Below are 19,224 nucleotides of genomic sequence, written 5' to 3'. Positions count from 1 at the left end.
GTGCAGAAACGTGCCGGGGGTGGGTGAACGAGGCGCAGTTTTGATCCTGGGACGGGGACGGACGGGGACGGGGACGGGGACGGGGACGGGGGTCAGTCGGTGCGGAGGGGGCGGAGGGTGCGGGCGTAGTCCTCCTTGAGCACCGCGAGATGCAGCCACGCCTCGATGCGGGTCACTCCGGGGAGCGCGCGCAGCCGCTCGAGACTCGCGTACAGGGCTCCGGCGGAGGGCTCCACGAGGGTCGCGACGGCATCGAACCGCCCGAGGGTCCGCGCCGCGAAGTCGACGCCGCGCCCCCGTCGCAGCTCGTCGATCACGGCCTCGTCGTCGTCTCCGAGCGTCATGCCCACGCCCATCGAGAGCTGCCGGTGCGCGAGCCCTCGGGCCTCCACAGCGCTGATCTTGATGACCCCGGCGTCGATGAGCCGCTGCACCCGGGTGGCGACCGCGCTGGGGGAGAGTCGCACCTGCTCGCCGAGGGCGCGGAAGCTCATCCGCCCGTCGGACTGCAGGTGCTCGATGAGGGCCTCGTCGATGCCGTCGAGGGTCACGCCCCCGTGGTACTCCGAGACGAAGAACCCCTTGATCACGGTCGAGTAGATGATGGTGTTGATGTCGAGCACCCCGGCGCTCCCGCGGATGCGCGCGAGCAGGTCGTGGAGCTCCGACATCGAGCCCACCCGCACCTCGGTCACGATGTCGTGGGCGCCGCCGACCGCCGACACCAGCACGGTCTCGGACATGTCGCGCAGGTGCTCGGCGACCACCTCGACGGCCCCGTCGGTCCGGATCGACACGTGGGCGAGCACGTGCTGCCCGAGGAACACGGGGTCCACGGCCGCGACCACCCGCACCGTGCGGTCGCTGAGCAGCGTGCGCAGACGGGCCGCCACGACGGCGCGGGACTGGCCGACGCGCTCGGCGAGGGAGAGGATGCTGGCGCGGCCGTCCTCCTGCAGCGCCCGGATGAGTTCCGCGTCGAAGTCCATGTGCCGTCCGATTCCGTCGATTTCCCCGCAGTGCACGCTCGTCCCCGCAAAACCTCAGCGTAGAGCGCTGTTCGACCGAGCGGAAGGCCCGGAGTGCGCGATGCGTCTCACACAAATCCAGTGAACGACGCGTATCGCTGGAGTTCTGCCCTTGCCCACGATGCTGCACGTCCGTAGCATCCTTCGCTATCCGACACCATCCGCGAAGGAGCGGGTCCATGACCACTACCCCCACCCCCCGAAGCGGCGTCCACAGCCGCGCGCGCCGCGCCGGCTTCGCCGCCTTCGTCGGCACCACCATCGAGTGGTACGACTTCTACGTCTACGCCACGGCCGCCGCCCTCGTCTTCGGCCCGCTGTTCTTCCCGAGCGACGACCCCCTGGCCGAGACCGCCGCGGCGTTCGCGACGTTCGCGGTCGCCTTCCTCGTCCGCCCCCTCGGCGGCATCGTCTTCGGCCACATCGGCGACAAGCTCGGTCGGCGTGTCTCGCTCGTCATCACGCTGCTGCTGATGGGGGCCGCGACCGTCCTCGTCGGCTGCCTCCCGACCTACGAGAACATCGGCATCCTCGCCCCCATCCTCCTCATCCTGCTCCGCGCCATCCAGGGCCTCGCGGTCGGCGGCGAGTGGGGCGGCGCGGTGCTCATGAGCGTCGAGCACGCTCCCGAGAAGTCGAAGACGTTCTACGGCGGCTTCACGCAGCTCGGCAACCCGGCCGGCGCCCTCCTCGCCTCCGGCATCTTCGCGATCATGGCCCGCGGCGGCGACACGTTCATCATCGACGGCGGCTGGCGCATCCCGTTCCTGCTGTCCATCGTGCTGATCGGCGTCGGCCTCTGGGTCCGGTATCGCGTCGAGGAGTCGCCGGTCTTCGAGGAGAAGATCGAGGGCCGCAAGCAGTCCATGCCGCTCGCCTTCGCCCTTCGTGTCAACTGGAAGCCGATCCTCCTCGGCATCGGCATCCTGCCCATCTCCACCGGCGGCTACTACCTGGCCACGACCTTCGCCACCGCGTACGCGACGGGTGAGCCCATCGCGATCAGCGAGCAGGTCATCCTCGACGCGATGACCCTGGCCTCCTTCGTGGAGTTCGTCGTGACGCTGCCGGTCGCCTGGCTCGGCGACAAGTGGGGCCGGAAGAACGTGATGTACATCGGCCTGATCACCTCGGTGCTGACCTTCGCCCCGTTCCTGCTGATGATGCCGGGCCGCGTGGAGCCGCTGATCTTCCTCTTCGCCTCGCTCGTACGCATCGCGATGAGTGCGACCTACGCCCCGATCGCGGCGATCCTCGCCCAGATGTTCCGTCCGCAGGCGCGCTACACGTCCATCGCGCTGTCGTACGGCGTCGGCGCCGCCATCTGGGCCGGATTCTCGCCCTGGTTCGCGACGCAGCTCATCGCCTGGACCGGCAGCGTCTGGTCGGTGATCGCGATGTTCGTGGGCATGGCCGTCATCGCCGGGATCTGCACGCGTCTCGCGCCGCAGCACTCCGACGAGGCCCCGGTCACGGCGTCGTTCACCGCCCGGACCGACACCACGGCGAACCGCCTGCCCTGACCCGGCACCCTTCCCCCGCACGACACCACCGCGAACAGGCATCATGAGAAAGCTCACCCCCTTCGACCGCTCGGCCCAGGCCGCTCCCGTCCTCGTCACCGCGCGAGCCATCCACACGGCGGACGCGGCGGACACCACCGTCACCGCGATGCTGACCGACCGGGGGCGCATCGTCGCCCTCGGCACGGCGGCGGAGTGCGAGGACGTGGCGGCACGGGCCGGCCTCACTCCGGAGCGCGTCGATCTGGGGGAGGCGGTCGTCGTGCCCGGCTTCGTGGACGCGCATGCGCATCCGCTGATGTTCGGGCAGATGATGACCTGGGTGGACTGCGGCCCCGAGAAGGCGGGGAGCATCCCGGAGATCGTGGCGCTGCTGAAGGCCGCGGCCGCCGAGCTCCCCGCCGGGCGCCCCGTGCGCGGCTACGGCTACGAGCAGCGGAACCTCGCCGAGAAGCGGCACCCCACCCGCTTCGAACTCGACGAGGTGGCCGCCGACCGCGAGGTGTACCTCATGAACGCCTCCGGCCACGGCGGGGTGGTGAACTCGTACACGCTCGACCTCAACGGCGTGGACCGGGACACCCCGAACCCGGACGGCGGCGAGTTCTTCCGCGACGCCGACGGCGAGCTCACCGGCGAACTGTCCGACGCGGCGTGCAACATCCTCACCGGCGTCCACGGGGTGAAGATCGGCCACCACGGTCCGAACTTCCACCTCGCGGACGAGCCGGAGGAGCACCTGCGCCAGCTCGACGCGGCGACGCAGCGGTTCCTCGCGGGCGGGGTCACCTCCATCGGCGACTGTCAGGTCACGCGGCGCGAGTTCGACATGTACCTGCGGCTCGCCGAGGCCGGGCGGCTGGAGCTGCGCGTATCGATGTACCTGCTGTCGCACCTGCTCGACGAGGCGCTGGAGATGGGCCTCGTCGGGCAGTTCGGCAACGCCCACCTGAGTTTCGCCGGCATCAAGTTCTACGCCGACGGCACACTGGGCGGCTGGACCGCGTACTTCCCAGACGGCTACGTGGGCGACCCCTGCCGCACCGGCCAGCTCTACCACGAGCCCGCCGACTACGCCGAGCTCATCCGCAAGGCGCATGCGGCCGGACTCCAGACCGCGACCCACGCCCAGTCGCCCACCGCGATCGAGATGGTTGTGTCGGCGATCGAGGCAGCACTCGCGGAGCGTCCGGATGCGGACGCCCGGCACCGCATCGAGCACTGCGGCCTGCCGACCCCCGCGCAGATCGAGCGGATGGCGGCCGCCGGCATCCGTCCCGTGAACCAGACGCAGCACTACTTCAACTGGGGCGAGGGCGTGGAGGAGGCCATCGGCACGCCCGGAGAGCGCTTCAACCCGCTCGGGGAGTTCCAGCGTGCGGGCGTGCCCATGACGATCTCCTCGGATGCCCCGGTCGCCGAGCCCATCCCGCTGGAGGCGATCCAGACGGCGGCCACCCGGGTCACCCGGCGCGGGCACACGCTCGGGCCGGACGATCTCCGTATCTCCGCCGTCGCGGCGCTCCGGGCTCACACGATCGAGGGCGCCGTGTCGATCGGCCGCGAGGACGACCTCGGCTCGCTCGAGCCGGGCAAGTACGCCGACTTCGCGGTGCTCTCGGACGACCCGCTCGCGGTGCCGGCCGAGGAGATCGCGGCAATCGAGGTCCGTGAGACCTGGGTCGACGGCGTCCGTCGGCACGCGATGTGAGGATGACACGATGAGCACCGACACCATCGGAGACCACCGGTACGCCGACACCGCAGGCCGCGCGGTCCTGGAGACCATCCGCGCCTACGGGGTGACCGCGGTCTTCGGCATCCCCGGCACGCACAACCTGGAGTTCTACCGGCCCCTCGCCGACCTCGGCATCCGCGCCGTGACCAACCGCCACGAGCAGGGGTCGGGGTACGGTGCCGATGGGTGGGCGCAGCAGACCGGGCTTCCCGGTGTGGTGATCACGACCTCCGGCCCCGGCCTGCAGAACGCGATGAGCGCGATCGGCACCGCGTTCTGCGAGTCGCGACCCCTCATCGTGCTCTCGCCCGGCGTGCCGCTCGGGGCGGAGTTCGCCGACGTCGGCACGCTGCACGAGACCAAGGACGCCACGGCCATGGTCGGCGCGATCGCGGAGTGGTCGCGACGGGTGTCGACCGCGGCGGAGGCGGTGCAGGCCGTGCACGACGCGTTCCACCTCTTCCGCACCGGCCGTCCCCGCCCCGTGCACATCGAGATCCCGCTCGACGTGCTGGAGACGCCCGCCGCCGTGCCCGCGGAGGACCGGAAGCCGTGGCCGATGCCGGACCGCGTCTCCGGGGATCCGATCGCGCTCGCCGAGGCCGCCCGGCTGCTGTCCGCCGCCCGCCGCCCGGTGATCGTGGCCGGTGGGGGTGCGGTGGACGCCGCGCACCAGATCGCCGCGGTGGCCGAGCGGCTCGGAGCCCCCGTGCTCACGACCCTGAACGGCAAGGCCGTGCTCGACGAGCACCACCCGCTCTCCCTCGGCTCGAACCTGCGCCTCGCCGCCGCACGGGCCGTGGCCGAAGACGCCGACGTGCTGCTCGTGGTCGGCTCGAAGCTGGGTGAGGCGGAGCTCTGGGCTCCGCGGCTCGAGGCACGCGGCGCCGTGATCCGCGTCGACATCTCTCCGGAGCAGCGGGACAAGAACCTCACCGCGACGGTCGCTCTCACCGGAGACGCCGCCGCCGTGACCGACGCCCTCCTGCCCCTGCTGCCGGACCCCGCCCGTCCCGCCCGCGACCTCACGGCCGAGCGGGCCGCGATCGAGGCGGAATCGCGGGAGTCCGCGCCAGACACCGTCGCGCTGGCCGAGATCATCGCCGACGCCCTCCCTGCTGACGCGATCGTGGCGGGCGACTCCTCCCAGATCGTGTACATGGCGCTCGGCAGCGTGCTGCGGCAGGAGCAGCCGCACTCCCTCCTCTACACGCCGACGTACGCCACGCTCGGCTATGGCCTCCCCGCCGCGATCGGCGCGGCCGTCGCGCAGACCGAACGCCCGGTCGTCACCGTCATCGGCGACGGCGCTCTGATGTTCTGCGTGAACGAGCTCGTCACCGCCGTCGAGCAGCGTCTCGACGTCACCGTGGTGTGCGTCGACAACGGCGGGTACGCGGAGATCCGCCAGAACGAGCTCGACCGGGGCATGACCCCGGTCGGCGTCGACCTCGTGCAGCCGGACTGGGCCGCGCTCGCCACCGCCTTCGGGGCGACCGGGCGACGGGCGGCATCACGCGCCGACATCGCCCCCAGCATCCGCGCGGCCATCGCCGACGGCGGGGTGCAGCTCGTGCACATCCCGCAGCACGCCCTCTGAGACCCACACCTCCCGACGAACAGGAACGAGAAATGACCGACAACATCGGCCCCGTCGACGCCTCCGTGAACCCGCGGTACTCCGGCATCGCCACCTTCGCCCGCCTGCCCCGCATCGAGGACGTGCCGCGCGCCGACATCGCGGTGGTCGGCATCCCGTTCGACTCCGGCGTGAGCTACCGCCCCGGCACCCGCTTCGGCCCGTCGCACGTGCGGGAGTCGTCCCGGCTGCTGCGGCCCTACAACCCCGCGCAGGACGTGTCGCCGTTCCAGCTCGCCCAGGTGGTGGATGCGGGGGACATCCCGGTGAACCCGTTCGACCTCACCGAGGCGGTGACCGAGGTCGAGCGCGCAGCCGTGGCCCTCGGCGACCAGGTGCAGCGCCTCGTCACGATCGGCGGCGACCACACCGTGGCCCTTCCCCTGCTGCGGGCGGTGGCCGCGAAGCACGGACCCGTCGCGGTCCTCCATTTCGACGCGCACCTGGACACGTGGGACACCTACTTCGGGGCCCCCATCACGCACGGCACCCCCTTCCGCCGCGCGAGCGAGGAGGGGCTGATCGACCTCACCGCGAGCTGCCACGTCGGCACCCGCGGACCCCTGTACTCGAAGCAGGACCTCGAGGACGACGAGCGCCTCGGCTTCTCCATCGTCTCCAGCGAGTACATCGAGGAGCACGGGGTGGAGGCCGCGATCGACCGCATCCTCACCCGCATCGGCGACAAGCCGCTGTACGTCTCGATCGACATCGACGTGCTCGACCCCGCGCACGCGCCCGGCACCGGGACCCCCGAGGCGGGAGGGCTGACGAGCCGCGAGCTGCTGCGCATCCTCCGGGCGCTGCGCGACCGCGACATCGTCGGCGCCGACGTCGTGGAGGTGTCGCCCGCGTACGATCACGCCCAGATGACCGGGATCGCCGCGAGCCACGTCGTGTACGAGCTGGTGACCCTTCTCGCCGCCCGACTCGCCTCCTGACACCGGGAGTCAGGACAGCGTCCCGAGGAGGTCCGCGAACAGGGCCTCGGCGTCGCACTCCACCCGTCGCCGTGCGAACCAGTCGCACACATTGACGCAGTCGCGGTGCAGGAGGTCGAGGCCCTGCGGATTCGCGATCACGTCGACGATCTGCGGCAGGTCGATCACCCGCACCCGCCCCTCGTGCACGAGGAGGTTGTAGGCGGAGAGGTCGCCGTGCGCGAAGCCCGCGGCGGCGAAGACCCGCATGAGCTCGACCACCTGCGTGAAGTACTCCTGCATCTCGGCGTTCGACCCGCGCACCTGGGCGAGCCGGGGTGCCGCGATGCCCCGGTCGTCGCCGAGGAACTCCATGAGCACCTCGGTGCCGCTGACCTGCACGGGATAGGGGACCGGGGCGCCGCGCTCCCACATCCGGCACAGGGCCTCGAACTCCGCGAGCGACCACTGGGCTGCGGCGACCTCCCGTCCGTGGGCGGTCTTCTTGGCGAGGGCGCGCGTGTCGCGGGTGTTCCGCGTGCTGCGTCCATCGGTGTAGACGGCGGAGCGCTGGAAGCTCCGGTTCTCGATGCCGCGGTAGCGCTTGGCGGCGAGGAGGGTGCGCTGCGTCGGGTCGTCGGGCACGGCGCGCTCCAGCAGGAACACGTCGGCCTCCTTGCCGGTCTTCAGGATGCCGAGCTCGGTGTCCAGGGCGCCGGCAGAGGTCACCGCCCAGGCGGGGCGGGGGTCCGGTCCCCGCTCGGTGGGGGTGGACGAGGGCCAGGTCGTCCAGCGCTGGTTCGGGCCGGGCTCGACCTCGGCGAAGGAGAGGGCGGTCTCGAGGGAATCGAAGGAGGTGGCGTCGAAGGACGCGGCTTCCGAGGAAGCGGGGGATTCGGTCACGGTGTGGCTCCGGGAAGGGAGGCCACGCGGCGATCAGGAGCGGGTGGCCTCGAAGGGAAGGTGGTCGGCGATAGGCGCGACGACGACAGCGTTCATCTCATCGCCTCCTTCGCTCGGGCTTCCCGGGCGGATCCCGGTGCGTCGTCGAGCCTAGGGGGTCTCCCGGGGGTTGTCCAGGGCCGGACGATCGGTCGGATGCGGCGGACGACCGGTCGGGCGCGCGCCCGCCCCCGTTGCGAGTCTGGAGGCATGACCACGACCGCCCCCGTCCCGACCCTGCCGACCACCCGCGTCGACCGCATCCGCTACGGCGGACTCATCGCCCTCATGGTGATGGGCTTCCTGCTGGTGACCGCCGAGTTCCTCCCCAACGGAGTGCTCACCGAGATGGCGGACGGCCTCGGGGTGACCCCCGGCCAGGCCGGGCAGACCGTCACCGTCACCGCGCTCGTCGGGCTCTTCGTCGCCCCGACCGTGGGGCTCGTGTTCCCCCGTCTGGACCGTCGGTCGCTGCTGGTGTGGATGGCGCTCGCCGCGGCCGTGTCGAACCTCGTGGTCGCGATCGCTCCGAACCTCGTGGTCGTGCTGCTGGCGCGGTTCCTGCTGGGAGCGGCGATCAGTGCCTACTGGACGATGTCGATCACGGTCGCCGCGCGGCTCGCGGGGCCGGAGCACCTCGGTCGCGGGGTCATGTTCACCTCCGCGGGCGTCTCGCTCGCCACGGTCGCCGGCGTCCCGCTCGGGGTCATGCTGAGCGAGGTCGTCGACTGGCGTGCCGTGTTCGCGATCGCGGGAGTGCTCATGGTGGTGCTGGCCGCGGCCCTGCGATGGGCGCTGCCGACCGTGCCGGCTGAGCGGGCGTCGAGCCTGCGTCTGCTCGTCGACACGGTGCGGCGTCCGGGCATCGGACTCGGGATGGTCGGACACGTGCTCGTCGTGCTCGGCCACTTCCTCGCCTACACCTACGTCCGCCTCGCGCTGGAGCGCATCCCGGACGTGGACGCGTCGACGATCGTCGTGCTGCTGGCGCTGTTCGGTGTCGGAGGCCTTCTCGGCAACCTCTCCATCGGCCTCGTGATCGACCGCTCCTTCGCCTTCTTCGCGGTGTTCGCGCCGCTGGTGATCTCGGCCGCCGTGCTTTCGATGGTGCTCTTCTCCGGATCGATCATCGGCATCGGTGCGGTCGTGCTCCTCTGGGGCTTCTTCTTCTCGTCGTGGCTGATCGTCGTGAACACCTGGGTGGGCCACCGGATGCCGGACCGCCTGGAGGCCGGGGGGAGCCTCGTGGTCGTCGGGTTCCAGGGCGCGATCACTCTCGCGGCCGGCGTGGGCGGACTCCTCGTCGACACCCTGAGCATCGAGCTCGTCTACACGATCGGTGCGGTCTCGCTCCTCGCCGGTGCGGTGCTGTTCGGCCTCTCGAACCGCCGCAGCTCCCGCTCCTGACCCCGTGCCCGCCCGCGCAGGGGCGAGGTCGGGGGATCAGGCCGGAACGAGGGAGTGCGAGGCGCGCCAGGAGGAGGGGGTCATCCCCGTCCGGCGGCGGAAGGCACGACTGAAGCCCTCGTCCGAGGCGTAGCCGAGCTCGCGAGAGACGCTCGACACCGACTGCCCGGCCTGGAGCATCCGCTTCGCGGCGTCGATCCGCACCTCGGTCACATAGTCGGCGGGGGAGCGGCCCACGGCCAGGCGGAACCGCTCCGCGAAGGCCGAGCGTGACATGGCCCCGACGGCGGCCAGGCGCTCGACGGTCCAGTCCCGTCCCGGCTGCTCGTGGATGGCGTCCACCACGCGGTCGAGGAAGGGGTCCTTCGACAGTGAGGGCCACCCCGCGGGCGCACAGCCGTTGGCCGCCCAGGCCCGGATGACCGAAAGCAGCACGGTGGTCGCCATCATCCGGCAGATCAGCGGGTCGCCCTGGCGCACCGGGCACGCGGCCGCGTCGACCACGCCCATGTTCTCGGCGAGGGCGGCGGCGGCCGGCTCCAGCGCGTCGAATCCGGTCACCGTGAGGAAGGGCGGCAGGAGCGCGGGGAGGGGAGAGGCGGTGTCCGCGAGCTCGATGTCGACGACGAGGAGCGCGGTGTCGGCGTCGGCCTCCAGCGCGAAGGTATCTCCGCGGAGCAGCAGGAAGGCGTCGCCGGCGACGAGTCGGTCGCGGTGTCCTGGGTCCTCGACCGTGAGCTGCTGCGAGTCACGGTCCACGTCGAGGCGGCAGCCCGTGCCCAGAGGCGGATGCCCGTGCACGGCGCCGTCGGCGAGGTAGACGAGGGTGATGCGTCCGGGCGGCAGCGGCAGGAGTCCTCCGGGGCTCAGCCGCACGCGGCGGGCGATCCCCACCCGCAGGTCCACCGTGCCGAGCACAGCGGACAGCGCATCCGCGTCCACCGTCACCATGTCTTCGGCAACGTCGGCTGCCGTCCCCCTATTCCCCTTCGAATCGCTCACCTTGCTCCATTTCGGCGCCGGATAGGGCCAAGTGGGCGATTCGAAGCGGGATACGCTGGAGGGGTACCCCACCCGAGGAGTTCCGTGTTCCACACCCCTGGCCGCCTGTACCGTGTCCTCGCGATCGCGGAGGCGATCACCTGGACCCTCCTCATCGCCGCGATCATCGCCCGCGCCGTCGGAGCCCCCGGAGTCGTCGTGACGGTCGGCGGCGGCATCCACGGTTTCGTGTTCCTCGCCTACGCCGCGACCGCCGTCCTCGTCGCGCTCAATCAGCGCTGGCACCCCGGCGTCGGCGTGCTCGCCGTCCTCAGCGCGGTCGTGCCGTACGCGACCATCCCGATGGAGATCTGGCTGCACCGCACCGGTCGTCTTCGGGGCGACTGGCGCCTCGACGCCACCGATGACCCGCGTGACCGCCGCTGGTACGACCGCCTGATGCGCTGGTTCCTCCGCCGCCCCTGGGTGCTCGCGGTGCTGCTGGTCGTGGGCATCGTCGCGCTCTACGTGATCCTGCTGCTGGTCGGCCCTCCCGGGGGCAAGTGACCTCGGTCAGGGCGTGACGACGATCGCGTTCGCCTCGTTGACCTCGTCCATGATGGCAGCCGGATCGGCGCCGGTGCAGTCCACGATGACGTAGAGGCCGACCCCGGTCTTCGTGAAGGCGCGTGCCGCCATGATCCAGGAGCGGTCGCCGTCCCCGCCCGCGACCCAGCGGTTCTCGACACCGCCCGTGCCTCCGCTCAGGTAGCTGAACTCGCCGGTCTTCGCGTGCGGGGTGATGTCCGTCGTGGTCGACTGCAGCAGGACGCCGAGGATCGCGTCGGACGAGACGGAGTCGTCGCCGCTCACGGTCGGCACGTCAGCGATGAGACCCTGCCAGAACTGGGCGGTGCAGGTGCCGTCGACCGTGCCGTAGGTCCAGCCTCCGTTGCCGTCATCGGGGGCCACCGTCTTCCACCTGTCATGCGTGAGGAGCCCGTCGCCCCACTCGATGTAGGCGTCGGCGGAGAGCTCGGTGCCCTCGGCGAAGGTCAGGGTCGCGCCGCTGGTCGGCCCGTCCGCCGGGGAGTCCGTCTGCGGGGCCGCGGTCGGCGACGGAGCTTTCGGGGCGGACTCCGGGATCTGCGCGTACAGGCACCCGCTCAGCGAGAGCGCTGCAGCGGCGGCGAGGACCGCGGCCGCGAGCCGTCGGACGGGGGTGCGGTTCATGCGGTCAGCCTAGCGGGGCACCATGACGCCGGCCGCTGCCAGAGCGGTGCGGAGGCCGGCGACGCCGGAGAAGTGGTGTGTGTACATGCCGACCTCTCGTGCGCCGCTGAGCTTCCCTTCCGAATCGTCGAGGAAGAAGATCTCCTCTGGCACGAGAACGAGGTCGTCCACCACGTGGCGGAACGCTCGCACGTCGGGCTTGGCGTGCCCGATCTCGGCGGAGTTGAACACCCGATCGAAGTGCGCCCCGATGCCGCTGACCTCGAGCTCGTCGGCGATCGTGTCGGTGCCGTTCGTAAGGATGGCGCAGATGATCCCGTGGGATCGCAGTTCGTCGACGAGCGCGAGCACGTCCGGGTCGGCGGCGAACGGCGTGCGCCCCCACTCCCGTGCGGCGGTGGGGGAGCCGGCAGCCTCACCGACTCGGGTGATCCACTCCTCCCGTGTGAGGGCGCCCGTGGTCACCGCCTCGATCAGCGGCGCCGCGAAGGCGATGCGGAGGATCGTGCCGTCCGGGAGGCCGTGCCGCGCTTCCAGGTCGGGGTCATGATGGAAGTGACGGACGACCCCGTCGAGGTCGAAGAGCACGGCACGGATCATGTCTCCATCCTGCCCGCAGGTCGGGCGCCGCGTCAGCGGCGCGCGACGGGCTGCTGGAGCTCGGTGACCCAGTCCGACTGGTCGTCCCCGAGGGCGCGCACGTACAGTTCCCGGCAGGGCCCGGCGTGCACGAGGCCGCGCGCGACGACCTCGGTGTGGATGGCGTGCCAGCTCTCCGCGATCCGCTCCATCGATCCGAGGTGCACGCCACAGACGGCGTCCTCCTCGGCGGGGAGTTCGATGATCTCGACCCCGTCGGCGGCGGGGCCGGAGTAGGAGTATCCGGCGACGACCTCCATCCCGTCCGGCAGCGTCCGGTACTGGGCGATCGGAGTGGTGAGGGCTCCGCATTCGTCGCCGATGACCTCGGCCACGGCGTCGAAGGAGGGGCCCACGACCTCGGCGACCGCCGGCTGCTCGGCGACGACGGTGCGGATGGCCGCCAGGCGCACGGCGGGGAGGGGCTTCTGGACGATCTCGATCTGCGACATGTGCTTCTCCTCCTCGATGAGGTGGAGGCGCCGTTCCACATCGACGAGTCGCGCGGCGGCGAGCCGGTGCTCCTGCTCCACCTCGGCACGCCGGATGCGCAGGAGTGCCGCGATCCGGTCGGCGTCGACGCCCTGGGCGAGGATCGCCGAGATGTCGTCGAGACCGAAGCCGAGCTGACGCAGGACGACGATCCGGTGCAGACGCTCGAGCTGCGACGGATCGTACGACCGGTAGCCGGTTAACTCGTCCACGTGGGCGGGGACGAGCAGCCCGGCCGTGTCCCAGTGCCGGAGCATCCGGTGGGTCACCTGGCCGATCTGCGCGAACGCTCCGATGGAGAACATGTCTCTGTTCTCCTGCCTGACACCGTGTGAGAGTCAAGCATGGCGGCTCGCGGTCGTCGAGGCGGAGCGGGCTCGGTGTGGCCTCCTTCGCGCGCAGAGGATTCCGGAATATCGTTTACCCCTTCTGAACTGGGCTTTCAATGTCGGTGGCCCCTGCTTCACTCGGGGTATGGCAGGACTGGCGGACGCGACGATCGAGCAGGTGGAGGCGCTCCGAGCGCTCACGGAGATGCTCGTCGGTGTCGAGCGGACGATCAGTGGTCTGCAGGCTGCGCGGGATGGGATCCTGGCTCTGGGATCGCGCCTCGCCGTCGAGGTCGCGGCGCAGGCCGCGCATCCGGACGGCGCGGATCTGAGCGTGCGCACGGTCGCGGCGGAGTTCGCTGCCGCGCTGCGGACGAGCGACAGGACGGTGCAGCGGCGGATGGCCGATGCGGTCTGGATCGTGGAGCGCTTTCCTCGGCTGTGGGGCGCATGGGGCGCCGGGCGGATCACTGCCGGACACGCCCGCGTCATCGCGGAGGCGGGCGCGCACCTCGAAGACGAGGCGGATCGCGACGCCTTCTCTGCGCGGATGATCGCCTTCGCCGAGAGCGAGGCGCCGAATCGTGTGGCCGGGATGGCGCGCCGAGTCGCGGAGGAGTTCCATGCCCGACCGCTCGGGGAGCGCCATGAGGATGCCCGTGAGCAGCGCCGCGTGTGGGTGCGGGACGCCCCTGACGGGATGGCTGAACTCGGACTCCTGGGGCCGGCAGCGCTGGTGCACGGTGTCTTCGATCGACTGACCATGGCCGAAACCGCGCAGGCCGACGACGACCCGACGGACCTGCGAACCGTCGCGGAGTCCAGGGCCGATCTCGCGCTCGACCTCCTCCTCACCGGTGCGCCGGCCGGCCATGACGACTGCGACGGCGCCCTGGCCGCCATCGTGCCCACGGTCGCGGTCACGATCCCCATCATGACCCTCCTCGGTCGGGGCACAGCGCCGGCAGAGCTCGACGGTCGCACCCCTGTCGACCCAGTCACGGCACGGAGGCTGGCAGGCGCGGCTTCCGGATGGGACCGGATCCTCACGCATCCTGTGACAGGCGGGGTCCTGGCCGTGGACAGATATCGACCGAACGCCGAGTTGCGGCGCCATCTGAGAGCGAGGGATCAACGGTGCCGATTCCCCGGATGCGGGTACCCGCCCGCGCAATGCGACATCGATCACCACCGCGACGCTGCGCTCGGCGGGCAGACGACCGCCTCGAATCTCGGTCGCCTGTGCCGTCGGCATCACGTCTTGAAACATCAGTCCGCCTGGCATGTCGAGGCGCGTGGCGGCGGGCTCTACGCCTGGACGAGTCCGGCGGGGAGGGTCTACATCGACCGCCCGCCGCCGTCGAACACCGTCACCTTCGCCGAGGAAGCGGCGGATGCGCCCTTCTGATACCGGGCGGGCAAAACTTGAGCCTATTCATATCAAGTTCATTTGACAGCCCTCAGGCCTCGGCGTACACTTGAGTCATCGCGACTCAGGTTTCCCTGATCGCCGCAGGTTTCCAGACCACTACAGACTTCCCAACAAAGGAGAGAACACATGGCACGTGCTGTCGGTATCGACCTCGGAACCACCAACTCCGTCGTCAGCGTCCTCGAGGGTGGCGAGCCCAAGGTCATCGCCAATGCCGAGGGCTTCCGCACGACCCCTTCGGTCGTCGCCTTCACCAAGGACGGGGAGGTGCTCGTCGGCGAGACCGCGAAGCGCCAGGCCGTCACCAACGTCGACCGGACGATCGCCTCGGTCAAGCGCCACATGGGCACCGACTGGAGCTTCGACGTCGACGGCAAGAAGTGGACGCCGCAGGAGATCTCCGCGCGCATCCTCCAGAAGCTCAAGCGCGACGCCGAGTCCTACCTCGGCGACACCGTGACCGACGCCGTCATCACGGTTCCGGCGTACTTCAACGACGCCGAGCGTCAGGCCACCAAGGAGGCCGGTGAGATCGCGGGCCTCAACGTGCTCCGCATCATCAACGAGCCGACCGCGGCCGCCCTGGCCTACGGCCTCGACAAGGGCAAGGAGGACGAGCTCATCCTCGTCTTCGACCTCGGTGGCGGAACGTTCGACGTCTCCCTCCTCGAGGTGGGCAAGGACGACGACTTCTCCACGATCCAGGTGCGCGCCACCGCCGGTGACAACCGTCTCGGTGGAGACGACTGGGACCAGCGTCTCGTCGACTACCTGATCAAGCAGTTCAAGGAGACCACGGGCGTCGACGTCTCGGGTGACAAGATCGCCCTGCAGCGCCTCAAGGAGGCCGCGGAGCAGGCGAAGAAGGAGCTTTCCAGCTCCACGTCCACGAGCATCAACCTCCCGTACCTGTCGCTGACCGACTCGGGCCCCGTCTCGCTCTCCGAGACCGTGACCCGCGCGAAGTTCGAGGACCTCACGAAGGACCTGCTCGACCGCACCAAGAAGCCGTTCGAGGACGTCATCCGCGAGGCCGGCATCAAGGTGTCCGACATCGACCACATCGTCCTCGTGGGTGGTTCCACCCGTATGCCCGCCGTCGCCGAACTCGTCAAGCGCGAGACCGGCAAGGAAGCCAACAAGGGTGTGAACCCGGACGAGGTCGTCGCCGTCGGCGCCGCGTTGCAGGCCGGTGTGCTGAAGGGCGAGCGCAAGGACGTCCTCCTCATCGACGTCACCCCGCTCTCCCTCGGCATCGAGACCAAGGGGGGCATGATGACCAAGCTCATCGAGCGCAACACGGCCATCCCGACCAAGCGGAGCGAGACCTTCACCACGGCCGACGACAACCAGCCGTCCGTCGCGATCCAGGTCTTCCAGGGTGAGCGTGACTTCACGCGCGACAACAAGCCGCTCGGCACCTTCGAGCTCACCGGCATCGCGCCGGCGCCCCGCGGCATCCCGCAGATCGAGGTCACGTTCGACATCGACGCCAACGGCATCGTGCATGTGTCCGCGAAGGACAAGGGCACCGGCACCGAGAAGTCGATCGTCATCTCCGGCGGTTCGTCGCTGTCGAAGGAGGACATCGAGCGCATGGTGCGCGAGGCCGAGGAGCACGCCGCCGAGGACAAGGCGCGTCGTGAGGCTGCGGAGACCCGCAACCAGGCCGAGACCCTCGCCTACTCCATCGAGAAGCTCATCTCCGAGAACGAGGACAAGCTCCCTGAGGACGTGAAGACTGAGGTCAAGGCCGACGTCGATGCACTCAAGACGGCACTGGCCGGCGACGACGACGAGGCCGTGAAGACCGCGTTCGAGAAGCTCAACCAGTCCCAGTCGAAGCTCGGCGAGGCGATCTACGCCTCCTCGCAGGCGGACGCCGCCGGCGCTTCGGCCGAGGGCGAGACCCCGACCGGTGACGCCCCCTCCTCGGACGAGGACGTCATCGACGCCGAGGTCGTCGACGACGAGGACGAGAAGAAGTAATCATGACGGACAAGAACTTCGACGAGAACGAGGTTCCGGAGGGGTCGGATGCTCAGGCATCCGGCCCCGTGCCGCAGAACCAGGACTCCCGCGAGGCGAAGGCCGCCGAGGGCTCCGACGAGACCCCGGTCGACGCCGCTGCCGAGGCGGAGGAAGGGCTGACGGTCGAGGACATCCTCGGTGCCGCGCAGACGGCGGATGCCGCCGCGGGCGACGCCGCGATCGCCGACGCCGAGAACGCCCTGCTGACCGACCTCAAGCGCCTGCAGGCCGAGTACGCGAACTACCGCCGCCGTACGGAGGAGCAGCGCCAGATCGAGATCGAGCGCGCGAAGGGCGAGGCCGCCAAGGGCCTCATCCCCGTGCTCGACGACCTGGCCCGCGCCGAGCAGCACGGCGATCTGGTCGAGGGCAGCCCCTTCGCCGTGATCGCCGAGAAGGTGCGCGCGGTCGTGGAGCGCCTCGGCGTGGTCGCCTACGGCGAGAAGGGCGAGGAGTTCGACCCCCAGCGTCACGAGGCGATCTTCCAGCAGCCGACCCCCGGCACCTCGAAGACCACGGTGCTCGAGGTCGTCGAGGTGGGCTACCGCCTCGGCGAGGTCGAGCTGCGTCCTGCGAAGGTCGTCGTCGCCGTCCCTGCGGAGTAGGTGATCGATGGCCAGCCAGGATTGGTTCGACAAGGACTTCTACAAGACCCTCGGGGTCTCGAAGGACGTCAGCGACGCTGACCTGAAGAAGACGTACCGCAAGCTCGCGCGCAAGTATCACCCCGACTCCAATCAGGGTGATGCGAAGGCCGAGGCCAAGTTCAAGGAGATCAGCGAGGCGTACTCGGTGCTCTCCGACGCCGAGCAGCGCAAGGAGTACGACGAGATCCGCGCCATGGGTTCGGGTGCTCGCTTCACGGCGAGCGGCTCGGGCGCCGGCGGGTTCGAAGACGTCTTCAGCCGGTTCGGACAGCAGGGGCGCGGCCAGACCGCCGACTTCGAGGACATCTTCGCGATGTTCAACCAGGGCCAGGGCAGCTCGTTCGGTGGTGGCCGGTTCGGGCAGCCGAGCGGCGGCTTCCGCGGCTTCGGCGGTCCGCAGCGCGGCGCCGACGTCACGGCCCGCACCACGCTGGACTTCAGCACCGCCGTGCAGGGCGAGACCATCACCCTGCAGGGCGAGGACGGCAAGCCGTTCAAGGTGAAGATCCCCGCGGGCGTCGCCGACGGGCAGAAGATCCGGCTGCGCGGCCGTGGTCGCCCCTCGCCGGACGGTGGGGAGAGCGGAGACATCGTGGTGCAGATCACGGTGCGTCCGCACCCGGTCTTCACGCGGGACGGCCTCAACCTCCGCGTGGTGGTCCCCGTGACCTTCACCGAGGCGACGCTGGGCGCGACCATCGAGGTCCCGACGCTCGGCGGCGACGTGGTGAAGCTGCGTGTGGCCCCCGGAACTCCGTCGGGCCGCGTGCTCCGCGTCAAGGGTCGGGGTGTCGCGACGGCGAAGGGGACCGGTGACCTGCTCGCCGAGCTCCAGGTCGCGGTTCCGACGCACCTCGACGACGCCGCGCGCGAGGCTCTCGAGAGGTTCCAGGAACTGGAGCCCCAGGAGAACCCGCGGGCCGAGCTAATGGCGAAAGCCCGCCGTTGACGAGCACAGGCTTTCGCGTCGGGTCAGGCGCTTCCGGAAGGGAGTTGCCTGACCTGGCGCGGCGGCCTGACGTGAAATCAGGAAGGAAGGCGTGATGGACGCGGACACCCCGGTCTTCGCGATCGCCGCAGCCGCCAAGCTCTCCGGCCTGCACCCCCAGACCCTCCGTCAGTACGACCGGATCGGCCTCGTGGTGCCGGGACGGACGCCCGGCGGCTCCCGTCGTTATTCTCACCGCAACATCGAGCAGCTGCGCGAGGTCGCCCAGCTCTCCTCCGAAGGGGTCAGTCTCCCCGCGATCGCCCGGCTCCTCGACCTGGAGGACGAGAACCGGATGCTGCGCGACCGTGTCGTCGCGCTGGAGAGCGCCCTCCGCGCCGAGCGCGAGAACCGTCCCGGCGTGCGGGTGTTCGCCGCCGGATCCGCGGGGGTCGTGCCCATGCCGACCGGCCGCCGCATCCGCCGCTCGACCGAGCTCGTGCTCTGGAGTCCGCGCTCCGGAGCGTGACCGCGCACCCGGTGTGTATCCTGTCAACTGTTAACAGGAGGTCACCATGACGCAGACCGTCACGCGCGGGGAGTCGCTCGGAGCGCAGGTCGCGCGCGTGCTGCGCCAGCGCATCGTCCGAGGGGAGCTCGCGCCGGGGGCCCGGCTCACCGAAGAGGCCCTCGCCGAGGAGTTCGCCGTCAGCCGCGGTCCCGTGCGCGACGCCCTCACCCAGCTCAGCTTCGAGAAGCTCGTCGAGGTGCAGCGCCCGCGCGGCGTCTACATCGTGGGCCTCACGAGCGACGATGTCGACCAGCTCTACAGCCTCCGGGGCGCATTGGAGCAGCTCGCCCTCTCGCGCGCGATGCGGGTCGACGACGACGACCGATGGCAGCCGATGGCCGAAGCCGTCCAGCGCATGGCCGAGGCCGCGGACGCCGGTGACCATGCCGCCTTCGTCACGGCCGACCTCGACTTCCACTCCCAGATCTACGCGCTCGCCGACCATCCACGACTCCAGGGCGCCTGGAACCAGTACCTGCCGACCTTCGCGGCGCTGCTCGAGGTCACGATCAACCACGATGAGGACCTCCACGAGTCCGCGGACGACCACGTGACGCTGCTGGATGTCATGCGCACGGGGTCTCCCGACGCGGCCGCCGCCGTCCTCTCGGCGCACCTCGACGGTGCCCGCGAGCGGATGCTCCACGAAGTCGGCTCCCGCTGAGGCACGGGACGCGAAGACGCGGGCACATGTTCCGTGTGCATGCGGACATGGGCCGCGCTCCCCGGCGGGGCGAGCATGGA

At 70.4% G+C, this 19,224-nt stretch carries 18 protein-coding genes; 12 read left to right on the top strand and 6 right to left on the bottom strand.

Annotated elements, in window-relative coordinates; genetic code table 11:
• Nucleotides 1-92: 92 nt before the first annotated feature.
• Nucleotides 93-989 (bottom strand): Lrp/AsnC family transcriptional regulator, encoded by an 897-nt coding sequence (locus AUV07_RS14730; RefSeq protein ID WP_025102681.1) that lies wholly within the window; start codon nt 987-989, stop codon nt 93-95.
• A gap of 218 nt (nt 990-1,207) precedes the next feature.
• Here AUV07_RS14730 and AUV07_RS14725 point away from each other — a divergent pair, with 218 nt between their 5' ends.
• From AUV07_RS14725 to speB, 4 genes are read left to right on the top strand one after another with little or no spacing between them, the layout of a single operon-like run.
• On the top strand, nt 1,208-2,551 hold the full coding sequence (locus AUV07_RS14725) for an MFS transporter (protein ID WP_062637291.1): 1,344 nt from the start codon (nt 1,208-1,210) through the stop codon (nt 2,549-2,551).
• A 43-nt stretch (nt 2,552-2,594) separates the two neighbouring features.
• Nucleotides 2,595-4,262 (top strand): amidohydrolase, encoded by a 1,668-nt coding sequence (locus tag AUV07_RS14720; RefSeq protein ID WP_062637289.1) that lies wholly within the window; start codon nt 2,595-2,597, stop codon nt 4,260-4,262.
• Nucleotides 4,263-4,272: 10 nt separating this feature from the next.
• Nucleotides 4,273-5,889 (top strand): thiamine pyrophosphate-binding protein, encoded by a 1,617-nt coding sequence (locus tag AUV07_RS14715; RefSeq protein WP_062637287.1) that lies wholly within the window; start codon nt 4,273-4,275, stop codon nt 5,887-5,889.
• A gap of 32 nt (nt 5,890-5,921) precedes the next feature.
• Nucleotides 5,922-6,869, top strand: coding sequence for an agmatinase (gene speB / locus AUV07_RS14710; protein ID WP_062637285.1), 948 nt, complete (start codon nt 5,922-5,924; stop codon nt 6,867-6,869).
• A 9-nt stretch (nt 6,870-6,878) separates the two neighbouring features.
• Here speB and AUV07_RS14705 read toward each other — a convergent pair whose 3' ends face one another.
• Entirely contained in the window at nt 6,879-7,751 is an 873-nt protein-coding gene (locus AUV07_RS14705; protein ID WP_062637284.1) for a serine protein kinase RIO, read from the bottom strand.
• 249 nt (nt 7,752-8,000) lie between these two features.
• On the opposite strand from AUV07_RS14705, the gene AUV07_RS14700 reads away from it, so the two are divergent.
• Complete coding sequence (locus AUV07_RS14700) at nt 8,001-9,197, top strand: MFS transporter (RefSeq protein WP_062637282.1); 1,197 nt, start codon at nt 8,001-8,003, stop codon at nt 9,195-9,197.
• Between the two features lie 36 nt (nt 9,198-9,233).
• On the opposite strand, the gene AUV07_RS14695 is transcribed toward AUV07_RS14700, so the two are convergent.
• Nucleotides 9,234-10,199 carry a helix-turn-helix domain-containing protein gene (locus tag AUV07_RS14695; RefSeq protein ID WP_231868282.1) on the bottom strand — a complete coding sequence of 322 codons (966 nt, stop codon included), beginning with the start codon at nt 10,197-10,199 and terminating at the stop codon, nt 9,234-9,236.
• A gap of 84 nt (nt 10,200-10,283) precedes the next feature.
• Here AUV07_RS14695 and AUV07_RS14690 point away from each other — a divergent pair, with 84 nt between their 5' ends.
• Entirely contained in the window at nt 10,284-10,745 is a 462-nt protein-coding gene (locus AUV07_RS14690) for a DUF3817 domain-containing protein (RefSeq protein WP_062637279.1), read from the top strand.
• 6 nt (nt 10,746-10,751) lie between these two features.
• On the opposite strand, the gene AUV07_RS14685 is transcribed toward AUV07_RS14690, so the two are convergent.
• The 3 genes from AUV07_RS14685 to AUV07_RS14675 are packed head-to-tail and all read right to left on the bottom strand — an operon-like array spanning nt 10,752 to nt 12,847.
• Nucleotides 10,752-11,411, bottom strand: coding sequence for a hypothetical protein (locus AUV07_RS14685; protein ID WP_062637277.1), 660 nt, complete (start codon nt 11,409-11,411; stop codon nt 10,752-10,754).
• A 9-nt stretch (nt 11,412-11,420) separates the two neighbouring features.
• Nucleotides 11,421-12,011: an HAD family hydrolase gene (locus tag AUV07_RS14680; RefSeq protein ID WP_062637275.1), complete on the bottom strand. Its 591-nt coding sequence runs from the start codon at nt 12,009-12,011 to the stop codon at nt 11,421-11,423.
• A 32-nt stretch (nt 12,012-12,043) separates the two neighbouring features.
• Nucleotides 12,044-12,847, bottom strand: a complete 804-nt coding sequence (locus tag AUV07_RS14675) for a MerR family transcriptional regulator (RefSeq protein ID WP_062637274.1) — start codon at nt 12,845-12,847, stop codon at nt 12,044-12,046.
• 169 nt (nt 12,848-13,016) lie between these two features.
• On the opposite strand from AUV07_RS14675, the gene AUV07_RS14670 reads away from it, so the two are divergent.
• From AUV07_RS14670 to AUV07_RS14645, 6 genes are all read left to right on the top strand, one after another.
• Nucleotides 13,017-14,279: an HNH endonuclease signature motif containing protein gene (locus AUV07_RS14670; RefSeq protein WP_062637271.1), complete on the top strand. Its 1,263-nt coding sequence runs from the start codon at nt 13,017-13,019 to the stop codon at nt 14,277-14,279.
• Between the two features lie 150 nt (nt 14,280-14,429).
• On the top strand, nt 14,430-16,292 hold the full coding sequence (gene dnaK, locus AUV07_RS14665) for a molecular chaperone DnaK (RefSeq protein ID WP_025102671.1): 1,863 nt from the start codon (nt 14,430-14,432) through the stop codon (nt 16,290-16,292).
• A 2-nt stretch (nt 16,293-16,294) separates the two neighbouring features.
• Complete coding sequence (gene grpE, locus AUV07_RS14660; RefSeq protein ID WP_060921591.1) at nt 16,295-16,939, top strand: nucleotide exchange factor GrpE; 645 nt, start codon at nt 16,295-16,297, stop codon at nt 16,937-16,939.
• Nucleotides 16,940-16,946: 7 nt separating this feature from the next.
• Complete coding sequence (locus AUV07_RS14655) at nt 16,947-17,930, top strand: DnaJ C-terminal domain-containing protein (RefSeq protein WP_025102669.1); 984 nt, start codon at nt 16,947-16,949, stop codon at nt 17,928-17,930.
• Nucleotides 17,931-18,024: 94 nt separating this feature from the next.
• The gene (locus tag AUV07_RS14650) at nt 18,025-18,438 is read left to right on the top strand and encodes a heat shock protein transcriptional repressor HspR (protein ID WP_062637270.1); all 414 of its coding nucleotides are present in this window, start codon (nt 18,025-18,027) and stop codon (nt 18,436-18,438) included.
• Between the two features lie 46 nt (nt 18,439-18,484).
• A complete protein-coding gene (locus AUV07_RS14645) occupies nt 18,485-19,144 on the top strand; it encodes a GntR family transcriptional regulator (RefSeq protein WP_062637267.1) in 660 nt (219 codons plus the stop codon).
• The last annotated feature ends 80 nt before the right edge of the window (nt 19,145-19,224 follow it).

It is taken from the genome of Microbacterium sp. CH1, from assembly GCF_001595495.1.
GTDB lineage: Bacteria > Actinomycetota > Actinomycetes > Actinomycetales > Microbacteriaceae > Microbacterium.
The sequence above is the reverse complement of the archived record's forward strand: the minus strand, read 5'-3'. Positions and strand labels throughout refer to the sequence as shown.

Coding starts and splice junctions, on each gene's coding strand:
- AUV07_RS14675 (WP_062637274.1), bottom strand. CDS start 12,847: ATGTTCTCCATCGGAGCGTTCGCGCAGATCGGCCAGGTGACCCACCGG.
- dnaK (WP_025102671.1), top strand. CDS start 14,430: ATGGCACGTGCTGTCGGTATCGACCTCGGAACCACCAACTCCGTCGTC.
- AUV07_RS14725 (WP_062637291.1), top strand. CDS start 1,208: ATGACCACTACCCCCACCCCCCGAAGCGGCGTCCACAGCCGCGCGCGC.
- grpE (WP_060921591.1), top strand. CDS start 16,295: ATGACGGACAAGAACTTCGACGAGAACGAGGTTCCGGAGGGGTCGGAT.
- AUV07_RS14645 (WP_062637267.1), top strand. CDS start 18,485: ATGACGCAGACCGTCACGCGCGGGGAGTCGCTCGGAGCGCAGGTCGCG.
- AUV07_RS14730 (WP_025102681.1), bottom strand. CDS start 989: ATGGACTTCGACGCGGAACTCATCCGGGCGCTGCAGGAGGACGGCCGC.
- AUV07_RS14715 (WP_062637287.1), top strand. CDS start 4,273: ATGAGCACCGACACCATCGGAGACCACCGGTACGCCGACACCGCAGGC.
- AUV07_RS14685 (WP_062637277.1), bottom strand. CDS start 11,411: ATGAACCGCACCCCCGTCCGACGGCTCGCGGCCGCGGTCCTCGCCGCC.
- AUV07_RS14700 (WP_062637282.1), top strand. CDS start 8,001: ATGACCACGACCGCCCCCGTCCCGACCCTGCCGACCACCCGCGTCGAC.
- AUV07_RS14720 (WP_062637289.1), top strand. CDS start 2,595: ATGAGAAAGCTCACCCCCTTCGACCGCTCGGCCCAGGCCGCTCCCGTC.
- AUV07_RS14670 (WP_062637271.1), top strand. CDS start 13,017: ATGGCAGGACTGGCGGACGCGACGATCGAGCAGGTGGAGGCGCTCCGA.
- AUV07_RS14655 (WP_025102669.1), top strand. CDS start 16,947: ATGGCCAGCCAGGATTGGTTCGACAAGGACTTCTACAAGACCCTCGGG.
- speB (WP_062637285.1), top strand. CDS start 5,922: ATGACCGACAACATCGGCCCCGTCGACGCCTCCGTGAACCCGCGGTAC.
- AUV07_RS14680 (WP_062637275.1), bottom strand. CDS start 12,011: ATGATCCGTGCCGTGCTCTTCGACCTCGACGGGGTCGTCCGTCACTTC.
- AUV07_RS14650 (WP_062637270.1), top strand. CDS start 18,025: ATGGACGCGGACACCCCGGTCTTCGCGATCGCCGCAGCCGCCAAGCTC.